This window comes from Pseudomonas taeanensis MS-3 (assembly GCF_000498575.2).
GTDB classification, from domain to species: Bacteria; Pseudomonadota; Gammaproteobacteria; order Pseudomonadales; family Pseudomonadaceae; genus Aquipseudomonas; species Aquipseudomonas taeanensis.
The window spans coordinates 1,592,927-1,607,650 of the sequence record NZ_AWSQ01000001.1; the positions used below are offsets into that span (position 1 = coordinate 1,592,927).

Annotated in this window: 14 protein-coding genes; 6 read left to right on the plus strand and 8 right to left on the minus strand. The window is 57.2% G+C overall.

Annotated elements, in window-relative coordinates; all coding sequences use genetic code 11:
* The first annotated feature begins 34 nt into the window (after positions 1-34).
* The 5 genes from TMS3_RS06960 to TMS3_RS06980 all read left to right on the plus strand — a co-directional run bounded on the left by TMS3_RS06960 (position 35) and on the right by TMS3_RS06980 (position 4,104).
* On the plus strand, positions 35-1,369 hold the full coding sequence (locus tag TMS3_RS06960; protein ID WP_025164539.1) for an OprD family porin: 1,335 nt from the start codon (positions 35-37) through the stop codon (positions 1,367-1,369).
* Positions 1,370-1,552: 183 nt separating this feature from the next.
* A complete protein-coding gene (locus TMS3_RS06965) occupies positions 1,553-2,071 on the plus strand; it encodes a phosphate ABC transporter ATP-binding protein (RefSeq protein WP_268788192.1) in 519 nt (172 codons plus the stop codon).
* A 730-nt stretch (positions 2,072-2,801) separates the two neighbouring features.
* Positions 2,802-3,269: a hypothetical protein gene (locus tag TMS3_RS06970; RefSeq protein ID WP_025164541.1), complete on the plus strand. Its 468-nt coding sequence runs from the start codon at positions 2,802-2,804 to the stop codon at positions 3,267-3,269.
* 296 nt (positions 3,270-3,565) lie between these two features.
* Positions 3,566-3,838 (plus strand): hypothetical protein, encoded by a 273-nt coding sequence (locus TMS3_RS06975; protein WP_321163846.1) that lies wholly within the window; start codon positions 3,566-3,568, stop codon positions 3,836-3,838.
* Positions 3,838-4,104 (plus strand): hypothetical protein, encoded by a 267-nt coding sequence (locus tag TMS3_RS06980; protein WP_025164543.1) that lies wholly within the window; start codon positions 3,838-3,840, stop codon positions 4,102-4,104. Before TMS3_RS06975 ends, TMS3_RS06980 begins: the two co-directional genes overlap by 1 nt.
* A 109-nt stretch (positions 4,105-4,213) precedes the next feature.
* Here TMS3_RS06980 and TMS3_RS06985 read toward each other — a convergent pair whose 3' ends face one another.
* From TMS3_RS06985 to TMS3_RS07020, 8 genes are all read right to left on the minus strand, one after another.
* Entirely contained in the window at positions 4,214-4,993 is a 780-nt protein-coding gene (locus TMS3_RS06985) for an IclR family transcriptional regulator (RefSeq protein ID WP_025164544.1), read from the minus strand.
* 58 nt (positions 4,994-5,051) lie between these two features.
* A complete protein-coding gene (locus TMS3_RS06990; RefSeq protein WP_025164545.1) occupies positions 5,052-5,735 on the minus strand; it encodes a sarcosine oxidase subunit gamma in 684 nt (227 codons plus the stop codon).
* 2 nt (positions 5,736-5,737) lie between these two features.
* A complete protein-coding gene (locus tag TMS3_RS06995) occupies positions 5,738-8,644 on the minus strand; it encodes a 2Fe-2S iron-sulfur cluster-binding protein (RefSeq protein WP_025164546.1) in 2,907 nt (968 codons plus the stop codon).
* Entirely contained in the window at positions 8,641-8,952 is a 312-nt protein-coding gene (locus TMS3_RS07000) for a sarcosine oxidase subunit delta (protein WP_025164547.1), read from the minus strand. The genes TMS3_RS06995 and TMS3_RS07000 overlap by 4 nt, the downstream gene beginning before the upstream one ends.
* A gap of 10 nt (positions 8,953-8,962) precedes the next feature.
* Positions 8,963-10,204 carry an FAD-dependent oxidoreductase gene (locus TMS3_RS07005; protein WP_025164548.1) on the minus strand — a complete coding sequence of 414 codons (1,242 nt, stop codon included), beginning with the start codon at positions 10,202-10,204 and terminating at the stop codon, positions 8,963-8,965.
* Positions 10,186-11,109, minus strand: a complete 924-nt coding sequence (gene folD, locus TMS3_RS07010) for a bifunctional methylenetetrahydrofolate dehydrogenase/methenyltetrahydrofolate cyclohydrolase FolD (RefSeq protein ID WP_025164549.1) — start codon at positions 11,107-11,109, stop codon at positions 10,186-10,188. Before folD ends, TMS3_RS07005 begins: the two co-directional genes overlap by 19 nt.
* A complete protein-coding gene (gene purU / locus TMS3_RS07015; protein ID WP_025164550.1) occupies positions 11,106-11,972 on the minus strand; it encodes a formyltetrahydrofolate deformylase in 867 nt (288 codons plus the stop codon). The genes folD and purU overlap by 4 nt, the downstream gene beginning before the upstream one ends.
* Positions 11,973-12,368: 396 nt before the next feature.
* Positions 12,369-12,962, minus strand: a complete 594-nt coding sequence (locus TMS3_RS07020) for a helix-turn-helix domain-containing protein (protein ID WP_025164551.1) — start codon at positions 12,960-12,962, stop codon at positions 12,369-12,371.
* 376 nt (positions 12,963-13,338) lie between these two features.
* On the opposite strand from TMS3_RS07020, the gene glnT reads away from it, so the two are divergent.
* Positions 13,339-14,673, plus strand: coding sequence for a type III glutamate--ammonia ligase (gene glnT, locus TMS3_RS07025; protein WP_025164552.1), 1,335 nt, complete (start codon positions 13,339-13,341; stop codon positions 14,671-14,673).
* Positions 14,674-14,724: the final 51 nt, after the last annotated feature.

A 14,724-nucleotide genomic window follows, 5' to 3' on the forward strand; every position in this document is an offset into this window, starting at 1 on the left:
CATTGGCATGACAACAAAAACTGGAGTAATACCAATGCACGTGATCAAGTTGAGCATTGCCGCTTTGGCAGTGTCGGCAGCCACCATGCAAATGGCCGCCGCCAGCCAGCAAGCCGATTCCAAAGGCTTCATCGAGGACAGCACCCTCAATATCCTCAACCGAACCTTCTACTTCAATCGCGACTTCCGCAATGGCGGTTCGAACGGCTCGGGCACCAATCGCTTCAAACCTGTGGATCAACGCAATGGCTTTCGTGAGGAGTTGGCGCACGGGATCATGGCCTTCTACGAGTCCGGCTTCACCCAAGGCACGGTGGGCTTCGGGGTGGATGCCTATGGTTTTCTGGGCCTGAAACTGGACAGCGGCGGCGGTCGCACAGGCACCTTCCTGCTGCCGGTCGAGGGCGATGGCGAGCCAGGCGATGCCTACGGCGAGTCGGGCGGTGTGCTCAAACTGAGAGTCTCCAACACCACCCTCAAACTCGGAGAAAAACAGGTCGAGAACCCCATGGTGGCGACTGGCGATGCACGTCTCATACCGCAAACCGCAACGGGCATCTTCCTCAATAGCGATGAAATTGAAGGCCTCAACATCGACGCCGGCCACATCACCTCGATGAACGAGTTCGGCAGTACCAACTCCGATGGCGAGCTGCAAATCCAGTATGCCTCGGATGTAGGTAATACCGTCGACTGGCTGGGCGGCAGCTATACCGCCAGTGATGCGCTGAGCCTGAGCCTGTTTGCATCCGAAGTCGAAGATACCTGGCGCCGCTACTATGCCAATGCCAACTACAGCATTCCGTTCAGCGGCGAGCGTTCGTTGAATTTCGATTTCAATATTTACCGCACTAACGACCAAGGCAAGGCACTGGTCGGCGATATCAGCAACACAGCCTGGTCCTTGGCCTCAAAGTACGCATTCGGGGCGCACGCACTGACCTTGGCCTTTCAGAAAATCGATGGCGACGATGGTTTCGACTACGTCGGCTTCAACGCGATTTATCTGGCCAACTCGGTTCAGTACTCCGACTTCAACGCCCCCAATGAGGAGTCGTGGCAACTGCGCTATGACCTGGATCTTGCCAGCTATGGCGTTCCCGGGCTGTCGCTGATGACCCGTTACATTCGCGGAGACAACATCGACAGCACCAAGGCCGATGCGCTCAGCGGCTTCTTCGATGCCGCCGCCAACAACGAGTCGCATTGGGAACGCGATATAGAAGCCAAGTATGTCGTTCAGCAAGGGCCCGCCAAGGATCTCTCGCTGCGTATCCGGCATGCGGTACATCGCGGTTCATCCAATCAAATCGATGGCGATGTTGACGAGGTTCGCTTCATTGTCGAGTACCCGCTGAGCGTTCTGTAACGCGCGTGTTTCGGTTGAGTACAACACCGGGACTGCTCCTTGTTTCCCGCTTTGGGGCTGTTGCTACAGCCCTCTTTTTATGCGCTCGCCTGGCGAGTTCGGTGTGGCTTTGAGCTGTAACAAAAACGCTGTTTTTTTATCTGCTTTATAGGGGTTGCTCCTTACCTCCCCGCCTTGGGGCTGTTGCTACAGCCCCTTTTTTATTCGCACGCACGCCGAGCTCTGATAGTCGCCGGCGCGGCAAGGCGCCAGGTGGGAATGGTGTTCCAGCAGCCCAATCCGTTTCCCCTGAGCATTGCCGAGAACGTCCTGTTTGCCCTGCGCGAACATGGCGTGCGCGACAAAGTTGAGCTTTACGGGCGCATGGAGAAGGCCCTGTATTCCACCGGGCTGTGGAGTGAAGTACGTGATCGTTTACAGAAACCCGCACTTGGTTTGTCCGGTGGGCAACAGCAACGCCTGTGTTGCGCCCGCGCTCTGACGCTGGAGCTGCGCGTGCTTTTACTGGACGAACCCTGCAGTGCCCTGGACCCGATCGCCAGCGCCACAGTTGAAAATCTGATTGATAGCCTGAAAGGGCGTTACACCCTGTTAATGGTCACGCATAACCTTGATCAGGCTCGCCGTCTGGCCGACACATGTGACTGTGTGCTGGGTGCGCGATGGCAGTGGATGCGTGCGGGGCAGCGGCCCGGCCTGTGAACTGTTCGAACGCGCGCGTGACCCGCTGGCGCATCGGTATCTGAATGGGCAGCTGTGTTGATAGCTGCACTCGGAAGGGCGCTAAGGCTTCGCAGGGTCTTCAGTGCGCCTCCCGGTTTCCTCCTAACTAAGACATTGGGACTGTCTACTGAGTTAGCGAGGATTTACTTAGATGCTTGGAATACCAGTTTTCGTAGTGCTCGCTGACTGCAATGTGCTCAGTAGGCAGGAACCGCCGTATACGGAACCGTACCTACGGTGGCGTGAGAGGACGGCGGGGGTAACACCGTCTCCTAATCGATCGACTACTTCAGTCGCGATAGCCGTTTAAGTAGCCCGAAAAAACTAGGAGCGTCGCATTGGTATCACGGTTAAAACCACAGTGGCTGTAATTGCCAGTGCGCCTATGACGCGATCATCTGTATCAGAAATGGATCAACTGCATGGTGGTCTCCTGGGGCAGTTGGCCGCGGTCATCCTCTCGGGAGTAGCGCGTCAATGTCCTTTGCGCGATCGTGGCCTGAGGCTTCTGGATAGTCAGCGCTGGCTGACTGCCTGATTAGTATTGCCTGCTTCCAGGGCTTGCCTGGATCAAGCAGACTGCAGCCATAGAGATTGGTCGGGAGCCATGGGGTTAGGGCTAGCAAACCTGCGACCCCAGGGGCACGAGGTAGCGGGAAATGATCGAGGCTAACACTCCTCGTGATGACCACAGTGCAAAGGGGATGACATGCAGCTTTCCGTCCAGCAGATCCATACCGCTTACCAGGCAGAGATTCGCGGTGAGGCATTCTTTCGCAGCCTGGCAGGCTTCACATGCGACCAGGCTAATCGTCGCGCGTTGATGTTGCTGGCGGAGCTCGAATATCAAACCGGCGAGCGTTTGGGGGAGGTGCTCCATCGGCTAGGAGTCGAGGCCATCCCGGATCCAGTACAAATTAGTGCGGGCCGATCCCGTGCTTCGGAATGGCGCCATCTGAGCTGGCACGATGCAGTAGTGCAACTCAAGGAGCTTGCTTATCCCTACCTTGAGGTCTATGACCGTATGGCGCAGGAGTCTGGGCCAGAGACGCGTGAAGCCCTGGCGTGGTTAGCGGAGCACGAGCACGCTCTTTATGCGTTCGCCTGTACGGCGCTGCAGGGACAGCCCGATGAAGCAATGGATGTGATCACTAGCTTCCTGGCGAGGCAGTCGTAAGGGGCTGGTTCGGCCAGGGCGTGATTGACAAGCGATCCTTTGAGTTCAAAAAGAAAAAGATCGGTTCCGTAGTAAGCAGGGCAGCGAATAAGCTGCCCTGCTTACTCTTGTCACTAGCCTAGCGACTGAAGCCTGAGTACCGCTTGAGCGGCCCATAGTAGACCGAGCAGGCAATTGCTACTGCGATCAGGGCAGTGGAAATGGGGTAGAACCCTTCAGACAATCATGGCCGAAACACTTCCATCCTTAGGAATGAGCAGGGCATGAGGCTGGCACCAGTCCATGATCTGGCCCCCATGGTCAAGGATGATGAAGGTGTAACGCGCACAACTAAGTGGCCGAAGCACATTGAGTTGGCGGGTGAGGTCGACTGGAGGGCCGCCTGCGATGAGGTTGCGGAGTGGATCAACGCTGATGAGCTATTTGAGCTGCTCTGGGTTGAGGCTCAAACATTCCTGGCCATGCCTGATTTGTTGAGTGCAGATGGTCTGCCCGCTGCGACAATGAACCATCCTCGCGTAGCGCTGCGCGATCTCCCTCAGCGGCTCAATAAGTGGGGGTTCATCTAATGGACATCCTTGAGCACAACCGGATTCTCAACGAGTTGCAGGTGCAGTTGGCTTCTGGAGAAATTACTATCGATATGGCAGTTCGGCGGTTACGCAAGGAAGTGACTGGATTGCAGCAGGTAAGGTTCGCACAGATGTACAAGCTTTCCCTGCGTGCATTGCGGCAGCTAAAACATGATGAAAACAACCCAACCGTTCAAACCTTAAATAGTGTGTGTAATCCATACAGCATGCAGGTTGGTGTCGTGCCAAGGGTTTCACGCTGAAGGCGTAACTCCGTGTGTTTTTGTCTGAAACGACGAACTGGGTTGGTCCAATCTAAATGGACCAGAGTCACACTTAGTCTGAAGCCTGCAGTGACTATTCTGCAGCTGGCTAGCGGTTAACCCCACCAAACTCTCTAGATATAACTTTTGCAGTTTTCAACAAATGCTCTCTACAGATCAGTTGTGTTTCGGGGTTGTCGAGAATGGCTTCTGGACCGGAGAGATTGATGGCGGCCACAACTTTGCCGGTATGATCATTAATGGCGCAGGCTATTGCTGTGGAGTAGTCGGAGCGGTGCAGTACCCAGCCGGTTTCGCGGTCGCTGACTAGTATCTTGATCAGTTCGGGAAGGGTTTTAGGTGCGGGCGGTGGATAATCATCTAAGCGCACATGTCGATAAAGGTTATCGAGTTCCAGTTCTGACAAATCACAGAGCAACACGCGGCCCATAGCCGTGCAGTGGCAGGGTAGGCGCGAGCCAATTGGAATGTTGACAGAAAGGCGCTGCGCAGCAAAAGCACGGTAGATATACAGGCTATCTGTTTGCTCGCGGATGCTTAAGTGGCAGGTCATCGAGGTGCGGTCGCGCAGGTTGTTCAGGTGCGGCATCGCGATTTCGACAATGTCACGGCTGGCCAGGTAACTGAAGCCGTTGCACATCACCTGCGGCCCTAGCTCGAAGGTGTTTTTGCTGATTTTGTTGAGGTAACCCATCTCCAAGAGTGTGTGCAGAATCCGATAGATCGCCGAGACGCTGAGGCCCAAGCGTTCGGCGATGTCGTGACTGCTCAGTTGGCGTTGCTGGCTGCTGAACATTTCCAGCACCATCAGGCCGCGTTGTAGTGCGGGCACGCGATAGTCAACGTCGCGCTCAATGTCGAGGTTCATAAGGGCTCATCCCTTCCATGATTCACCGGCGTGTTTAACAACACGCCGGTTTCTGGTCTCAGTCGAGGAGGGCTTGGATACCTGCTGGCTTGCCACCGAACTCCAGCATGGCATCCAGTACGGCGTCCCAGAAGTAACTCACAGAGGCGCGATCGCAGAGGATGTGAAAACTAGGCAGCGCTGTAGTGTGAGTGTTGATGACGATCACGTTGATTCGTGCTGCCGATGTTTGCGCCACTGCACCCTGCGTGAAATTGCCATCGCGCAGGTCAACGCCACACAGTTTGGCCATTACCGCCGCGCAGTGTTCGCCGGTCAGGAGCAGCCACGCGTGGCTGTCCTGGCGAGGCAGCAAATAGTTTGCCTGCTCGCTCAATTGCCAATGCGCTTCCAAATCCGACACCCGAGTTCCGGCATCGCGCAGGCTGCCCAATAGCAGGTACTCGGTTTGTGAAAGGCGTGCGACCATGCTGCCGTCGTCTTGCAGGGTGGCGTGGTTGGGTGTCTCTGGCAGGTGGTAGCCTTTGCTCAGCAGAAACTCTGCTGAATCAGTACCGCGGAACCCTACGCGAGCCAGATTAGTGAGATCGACCAGCGCACAGCGCGCTAATTGCGAGTGTTCGTCAGTTTCGCTAAAGCGTTCGACGGCTACAGTTTCAGCAAGCGGCGCAAGGCAAGCACCCTTATGTTTGGCATACAGAGGGCTGCGTTCTTTGAAGTCTTCGGCTGTCAGGCTGTTCATGCTTACAACTCCTGGCGTTGATTGGCGGGGTCGAAGAAAGGCAGTTCGACAACAGTGGCGTGTACCATTTCGCCGCCTTCGACACGGATCGGCAGATGGCTTCCGGGTATGCCCTGGTTGGCGCCGGCATAAGCCAGACCAATGATCTGGCCGAGTGTTTCGCTGTATTCGCATGAACTGACATTGCCGCTTATGTCACTTCCATCAAGCACCAGATGACCTTCCAGTGGTTGGCGACTGCCTTTTTCCAAGGTGAAGCCAACCAGCTTACGTTTCTGCGGCTGCTGCTCAAGAATCTCAACCGAACGCTTACCAACGAAGAATGGCTTGGTGCGACTGATTGCCCACGTCATATCGATCTCGCCGGGAGTGGTCATGCCATCGGTATCCTGACTGATGATCACGTGGCCTTTTTCCAGGCGCAGCAAGCGTTGCGTCTCGACACCGAACGGACGGATGCCTTCCACTTCGCCCGCTTCCATCAACACGTCCCAGAGGTATTCGCCGTAGCGCGCGGGCACGTGGATCTCAAAGCCCAGTTCACCGACAAAGCCCACGCGCATCAGGCGCGCCGGAATGCCTGCGACCGTGCCAGTGCGCACGCCTAGATAGGGGAAGCCTTCGGGCGATAGATCAACATCGGTGCACAGCTTTTGCAGCACCTTGCGTGACAATGGCCCCGCCAGATTGACGGCCGCCAGTGCCGCGGTGACATTAGTTACATCAACATTCAGGCGCCACTGGGCATTCCACTTGAGCATCTGTTGGTAGATGCGGTCGACCCCACTGGTGGTAGCTGTGACATAGAAATGGTTGTCGGCGAAACGAGCACAGACTCCATCATCAATCACCACGCCATGTTCGTTGGTCATCAGCGCATAGCGAGAGCGACCGACAGGCTGCTTGAGGAAGGCAAAGGTGTAGATGCGATTGAGAAACTCGGCCGCATCCGGGCCGCGCACATCCAGCCCGCCAAGTGTTGATACATCGATCAAGCCAACCTTGTTGTGCACGTTCAGGGCTTCAGCCTGCATGCATTGCTCACGATCTGTGTCATTGCCATAGAACGCCGGACGCTGCCATACGCCCGCGGGCATCATCTTCGCCCCAGCAGCCAGGTGGCGACCGTGCATAGGCGTCTGACGGTATGGGTCAAAGCCACGTCCGGCCACATGCGCAAGCTTTTCCGCGACGAAGGGAGGGCGCGCCGTGGTAACGCCGGTCTCACTGATGTTGCGTTGAGTGGATTGGGCGACCAAGCGGGCGGTCGGTAGAGCGGAGTGACGACCCTGCGAGGGTCCCATGCCAACGGTGGAGAAACGCTTTACCAACTGCACATCGCGGTAGCCGATTTTAGTGGCGTTGATAATGTCGCGCACTTGCAAGTCCTCATCGAAGTCGACGAAGTCCTTGCCTTTAGGGTGCGCAAAGATTGGCCACGGGAAATTGACCTGGGCTTCCGGTTTCACTTTCGCGCGACCGAGGTCGCTGTTCAGACCCAGCGCTGCGATGATGTCGAGTGCACAGTTGGTCGCATCAGCTAGCACGTTATCCAACGCGTGGCAGCCGTTAGCCGAGCCACTGACTCGGAGGATTTCGGGCAGGCCGCTGAGTGTGAACTCTGCCAGTTGATCGTCATAGGCCAGCTTGCCGCCAGCCTGGCATAGCAGTTGGTAGACCGGCATGTAACCGCCAGACATACACAGCAGGTCGCAGCCGAGGGTCAATGAGTCACTGGCCACCTGGCCCTGGCCGGTTATTTTGCGTAAATCGACACCGCTGACATGACGCATGCCTTTTTCATGCAAGGCCTCAAATACGGTGGTGCTCAAGTGACAGGTAATGCCGCAGGTTTGCAGGAGCGTGAGCAGTTGTGGGTCAGCAGGTTGGGCACGCATATCGACCAGCGCAGCGACTTCCACACCTTGCTCGTGCAGGTCGAGCGCGGCCAGGTAGCCGTCGTCGTTGCCCGTTAGGACGACCGCCCGCTTGCCTGGCTTAACGGCATACAGTTTCATCAGCCGTTGTGCAGCGCTGGTCAGCATCACACCCGGCAGATCGTTGTTGCGGAAAATCACCGGCTGATCGAACGAGCCGCTGGCGACCAGGCATTGCTTGGCGCGCACTTTGTACAGGCGCTTACCCTGAATCACTGGCAGGTAGTTGTCGGTGAACCAGGCGTTGCAGGTTGCCCTTTTGAGAGTCTGGATATTGCAGTGGCCCTCAACGGCTGCGATTAGTTCCTGACGCAGGTTGTCGGCGCGCACACCTTCGGCATCGAAGCGGGCATAGGTTAGCGAACCGCCGAGAATTGACTGCTCTTCCACCAGTAGCACCTTGGCACCAGCATTTGCAGCGGTCAGCGCGGCCTGTAAGCCAGCTGGGCCTGCGCCCACGACGGCCAGATCGACGAACAAGAATTGTTTGTCGTAATACTCAGGTTGGAATTTCAAGTCGAGCACGCCGAGGCCGGCCTTCTTGCGAATGATCGGCTCCCAAACCTTCCACATGCCTTTAGGTTTATAGAAGGAGCGGTAGTAGAAACCTACCGGCATAAACTTGGAAAACTTGCCCAGGTAGGCATCGCGGTCGTTATCCAGTGAACCGGAAACATTCTGGGCGCTGACCTGCATACCGGCTTCAACGCTAGTGACGTCGGCCAGGACATTGGGCTCACTGGGCAATTGCACCAGCGTGTTGGCATCTTGCCCGGCCAGTGTCAGCGGGCCACGTGGGCGGTGGTATTTAAACGAGCGTGACATCAACCAGCGACCATTGGCGATCAGGGCGCTGGCGATGCTGTCACCGCCCAGAGCGCTAAAGGATTGACCGTCGAATTGAAAACTGAGCGCCTGGTCACGGTCGATCAGCAGGCCCATAGGGGCGGGCAGGCGGTTCGAAGAACTCATGCGGTGACTCCCTTGAGCGCGGTGCTATTGGCGTGAAAATCGACGCGTTGGTTGAATACTTCTTTCGGGTCGAAGGTGCGAATGATCTGATCGGTTACGGTGTGGCGCTCGGCCAGAAACCAGTAGCTCGAGGGTGTGTGCATCCACCATTCAGTCACTACACCGGCAGCGTTATCGCTGTTGAACACATAGTCAGCCCACTCGATATCGCTGCAGGTAGCCGAATCGGGCATGGCTTTGAGTTCGCCGCCATAGGTGAATTCGCTGATGTTGCGCGGCCCGTTGAGCGGGCAATTCATGATTTTCATTGTCCGGTCCTCAATGGCTGGCGGCGGTTGCGCCCATTTCGTTGACTTGCTGGAAGCGCGAGAAGCGTTCCAGGGCAAAGGGCTTGATCAAGTCAGGCACCTTGCCGCCGCTGGCAATCAGTTCAGCCATGGTCTTGCCGCAGATCGGCGTGGCCTTGAAGCCCCAAGTGCCCCAGCCCGCGTCGAGGTAATAGTTCTCCACCGGCGACAGGCCCATGATCGGGCTGTAGTCCGGCGTCATGTCGGTGATCCCGGCCCACTGGCGCATCAGTTTGGCGTTGGCCAGGAATGGGAACATTTCGATGGCATGGGCCAGCAGGCTTTCCTTGAGATCCAGGGTCGAGCGGCTGTTGTACAGCGGGTAGGGGTCGGAGCCGCCACCAAACACTACTTCGCCACGGCTGGTTTGCTGCACGTAGCAGTGCAGCGCCGAGGAACTGACCAGTGGGTCAAGGAACGGTTTGAACGGCTGAGTGACCATGGCTTGTAACGGGAAGGTCTGGATCGGCGAGCGGATACCGGCCTTGGCCATCATCAGCGAGCTGTGCCCGGCGATGGCTTGTACCGCACAGCCGCACTTGATGGTGCCACGGTTGGTTTTCACTGCCGTGATGGCACCATTTTCGATAACCAGGTCTTGCACGTCGGTCAGTTGGTGGATTTCCACACCGCGCTTGGCCGCCTGCTTGGCGTAGCCCCAGGCCACGGCATCGTGACGCGCGGTAGCGCCATCCATGTGCCATAGTCCGGCAAGTACCGGAAGGTGACCGGGGTCGAGATTAAGGCTCGGCACCAGTTCGCGAATTTGCTGGCGGTCTATCATTTCGGTGCGCCCGCCGAAGTGCTTATTCACCTCGGCACGCTGGCGAAACGCGCGCACGGTTGCATCCGTGTGGGCCAGGGTCAGCTGGCCGCGCTCGGAGTACATGATGTTGAAGTCGAACTCGTTGGACAGGTTCTGGAACATATTCACCGACTCGGCATAGAAGCGCACGCCTTCGGAGGTGAGGTAGTTGGAGCGGATCACTGCAGTGTTGCGCGCGGTGTTACCGCTGCCAAGGTAAGACTTCTCCAGCACCGCGACGTTAGTGATGCCGTGATATTTAGCCAGGTAGTAAGCGATGGCCAGGCCGTGACCGCCGCCGCCGATGATCACCACGTCGTAGGAACTCTTCAGCTCTTTCGGCGCGGGAAGATCCACCTCAACCGGGTAGTCGGAGCTCAGGCCGTATTTCAGGAGATTGAAAGGCATGTTGCCTCCGCAGGTGTGGAGTGGATGGTCAGGGCAGGGTGCTGCAAGCGCGTTGCGGTGACGGTGTTCTTCATTAGCAAGGCAATCGTCATGGGGCCCACGCCGCCGGGAACCGGAGTAATGGCCGAGACCACGCGTAGGGCGCTGTCGAAGTCGACATCACCGACCAGGCGGGTTCTGCCATCCTCTTCGATCCGGTTGATCCCCACGTCAATGACCACGCAACCGGGTTTCAACCAGCTGGCATCGAGCATGCGTGGGCGGCCGACGGCCACGACCACAATGTCGGCCTGACGGCAGAGCTCGCCGGCGTTTACGCTGCGGGAATGAACGACGGTGACGGTGCAGTTGGCCTTGAGCAGTAAGGCTGCCATCGGTTTGCCGACGATGTTCGAGCGCCCGACGACCACGGCATGTTTGCCGCTCAAATCGCCGAGTGTGTCCTGCAGCAGGTGCATGCAACCGTTGGGCGTGCAGGGCGTAAGCACCTCACGGCCCTGGCTGAGGCCGCCGACATTTTCACTGTGGAAACCGTCGACGTCCTTCAGGGGGGCAATGGCCTGGAGTACGCGGTTCTCATTGATGTGCGTGGGCAGTGGCAGTTGCACGAGGATGCCGTTGATCGTCGGATCTGCGTTGAGATCGGCGATCAGGCCAAGCAAGTCGGACTCGGTGGTCTCGGCTGCTAGTTTGTGCTCCACAGAGCGAATGCTGGTCTCTTTGGCGCGCAGCACTTTGTTGCGCACATACACCTGGCTGGCCGGATCATGGCCGACCAGTACCACGGCCAGGGCCGGGTGCAGGCCGTAATCCTTGAGGGCGCTGACCGCGTCACGAACGTCGTTCAATACCCGAGCGGCAGCGGCTTTACCGTCGATGATGTTGACACTGCAAGAGCTGTTCACCGGAAAATCACCGTACGGTCCTGGTTGAGGAAAACCCGGTGTTCGAGGTGGTATTTTACTGCCTTGGACAGGGCCACGGTTTCGGTATCACGGCCGATGGCGACGAGGTCGTCAGGCAGGTAGGCGTGATCAACGCGCTGCACTTCCTGCTCGATGATCGGGCCTTCGTCGAGGTCGCTGGTGACGTAGTGGGCGGTGGCGCCGATCAGTTTCACGCCGCGCGTATACGCCTGGTGATATGGCTTGGCGCCTTTGAAACCGGGCAAGAAGGAGTGGTGAATATTGATCGCTCGGCCGGCCAGCTGTTGGCACAGATCATTGGACAGTATCTGCATGTAGCGGGCGAGTACGACCAGCTCAGTGCGGGTCTCGTCGACGATCTTCATCAACGCGGCTTCTTGCTCGGCTTTGCTATCTTTGGTCACGGGCAGGTAGATGAAGCGGATGCCCTCCCGCTCGGCCATTGGTCGCAGGTCGAGGTGGTTGGAGACAATCGCGGTGATCTGCATGTCGATTTCGCCTTTCTGATGGCGATACAGGAGATCGGTCAGGCAATGGTCGAACTTGCTCACCATCAGCAGCACGCGCATTGGCTGCGAGGTGCTGTGCAGCGTCCATTCCATCTCAAAGCGCGCGGCCACATCAGCAAAGCCTTGTTCAATCTCGGCGATACCGCCCTCCAGGCCCTGGTTGAAGCGGAACACGGCACGCATAAAGAAACGATCGCTGATGTCGTCATCAAACTGCGCCATTTCGCTGATGTAGCAGCCTTTATCCGCCAGGTAGGTGGTCACTGCCGCGACAATGCCGGAGGCCGCCGGACAGCTGATCTTGATAATGAAGTGGCTGGTGGCGTGTTGCATGTCAGGTCCTCAATAAGGGGGGCGGCAGCTCATTGCAAAGCGTAAATACGCAGGTAAAAGCATTTTTTATAGGTGGATGTTATTTACTGCTGGGAATATTAATTTCTCTTGGCGCTTTTATATGCGAAGAGATTCGACAGGTCTAGCGCTTTGTGAAATTTTTTATCCTGGCAGGAAACTTTGTCTGAGGAGATCCAGGCGGAGAGGCCTATAGCGGGCTGAAAGGTGGGGGACGCGCGTGCTCACTCACGAATCAGGCGTTTCGCTGCGGCGGGGCGAGGCGTCAGGGCCGTGTGGTGGCGAATTGCAGGGGGCGGCGCTTATGCCGATAAGCGCCCTGGTTTGACGGTGCAGTACGCTCAAGTGTGCGCACTGCGGGCATGCTTGAGCGGCGTTTCAAGCCTTGCTGTAGTTCATGATCGAGAGCAGGCGGATCGGCACATGCAGCAACTGTTCTGGGCCGTGGGGGACTTCACCCTCGAAGGTTAGGCTGTCACCGGCCTGCATGTGATAGAGCTGGTTACCGTGGCGGTAGACCAGTTCACCTTCCAGCAGATGGAGGAACTCGGTGCCGGGATGGGCGAAGGTGGGGAACTCTTCACTGGCGTCGTCCATGCTCACCATATACGCCTCAAAGTTCTTCTTCGGTCCCCGCGTGTGATTGAGCAGGTGATAGGTGTGACCCTTCTCGGTACCACGACGGACCACCTCAAGACCCTCGCCGGCTTTAACCAATAGCGCGCTGCCATCGGGCTGATCGTACTGACTGAAGAGTTTCGACATCGGCATGCCGAGCACATCACACAGCCGACTGAGGATGTCCAGGCTGGTCGACACCTGGGCGTTTTCGATTTTGCTCAGCATGCCCTGACTGATATTGGCGATGCGCGCCACATCCGCCAGCTTCAGCTCCTGCTCTTGGCGCTGCCGTTTGATCTGCATGCCCAAGTACTGTTCCAGCCTGAGGCGGGGTTGGGTGTCACTCAACATGAGGCTGTCTCCCTGCACGCTTTCGGTTCAAGAAATTTAATATCGCACAAGGAAAGTGCGAGTCGGACAATTCAGCGTGTGATCGCCTCCCAGGCTTTCCCACTGGGAAATCTATATTCCCATATAAACAGAAGCCTGCGCCGATCGGCGGCAATTTTTTAGCGGGCTGCGCGTTCTGGCAAGGCGCTTGCATTCTTGTAGGGAAATAAACTTTCCTGAATGGAATTAACACGTCGGTATGCGCCTAAACCTCACGAACCACCTGCGTTTCGGCGTGACAGCCCTACCCCAGTTCTTGGTAGTTCGGGCATGTCGCAATGCCTTTGTTTGCCTGCCCTTGTTTAACCGCCTTGCCATTAATTAGGAGCTAAATCGCATGTTGCCATCCGAAACGCAGCGGATCATTGATCAGCATGGCATCAAGTATGTGCTGGCCCAGTTTGTCGATATTCATGGTGCCGCGAAGACCAAATCCGTTCCGGTTTCCGGGCTCAAGACTGTAGCCGAGGAGGGGGCCGGGTTCGCCGGGTTCGCTATCTGCGGCATGGGTATGGAGCCTCATGGTCCGGACTTCATGGCACGCGGTGATTTATCCACACTGACCCCGGTGCCTTGGCAGCCTGGCTACGGCCGGGTGGTGTGCATTGGTCACGTCGAAGGAAAACCGCACCCCTATGACAGCCGTTACGTGCTGCAGCAGCAAGTCGAGCGTTTAAGCGACAAAGGCTGGATCCTGAATACCGGGCTTGAGCCTGAGTTCAGCCTGTTCCGCCGTGATGCCGGCGGCAAGCTGCAGTTGGTGGATGGTTCCGACAACCTGGACAAGCCCTGCTACGACTATAAAGGTCTGTCGCGTTCTCGCGAGTTTCTTGAGCGCCTGACCGAAGCGCTGCAGCCGGTGGGTTTCGATATTTATCAAATTGACCACGAAGATGCCAATGGTCAGTTCGAGATCAACTACACCTACAGCGATGCGATGGAGTCGGCTGACCGTTTTACCTTCTTCCGTATGGCCGCCGGTGAGATCGCCAACGACATGGGCATGATCTGCTCGTTCATGCCCAAGCCGGACCCCAAACGCGCCGGTAACGGCATGCATTTCCATCTGTCTATCAGCAGCGCCACGAACAAAAATATGTTCCATGACGCCAGCGATCCAAGTGGCATGGGCCTGTCGAAAATGGCCTATCACTTTGCTGCGGGTCTGCTTGCACACGGCCCGGCGTTGTGTGCCTTTGCCGCGCCAACGGTGAATTCTTACAAGCGTCTGGTCGTTGGCAACTCACTGTCCGGCGCTACGTGGGCCCCTGCATTTATTGCCTTTGGCTCCAACAACCGCTCGGCCATGGTCCGCGTGCCATACGGCCGACTTGAGTTCCGCCTGCCGGATGCCGGTTGCAACCCTTATCTGGTGACTGCTGCGATCATCGCCGCCGGCCTGGACGGCATCGACCGCGAACTGGAAATCGATAGTGTCTGCAACGAGAACCTCTACAAGTTGAGCCTGGAGGAGATCGCTGCTCGCGGTATCAAGACCCTGCCGCAATCACTCAAGGAAGCCTGTGACGCACTGGAAGCGGACCCGCTGTTCCGCGAGGTGCTGGGCTCCGGAATTGTCGATGAGTTCATCAAACTCAAGCGCATGGAGTGGGTGGAGTACAGCCGTCACGTTTCCGATTGGGAGCTGCAGCGTTACACCGAATTCTTCTGACCGCCGGATCTATTAACTGTTTTCGACGCCCTGCGAAATGGGCGGGGCGTC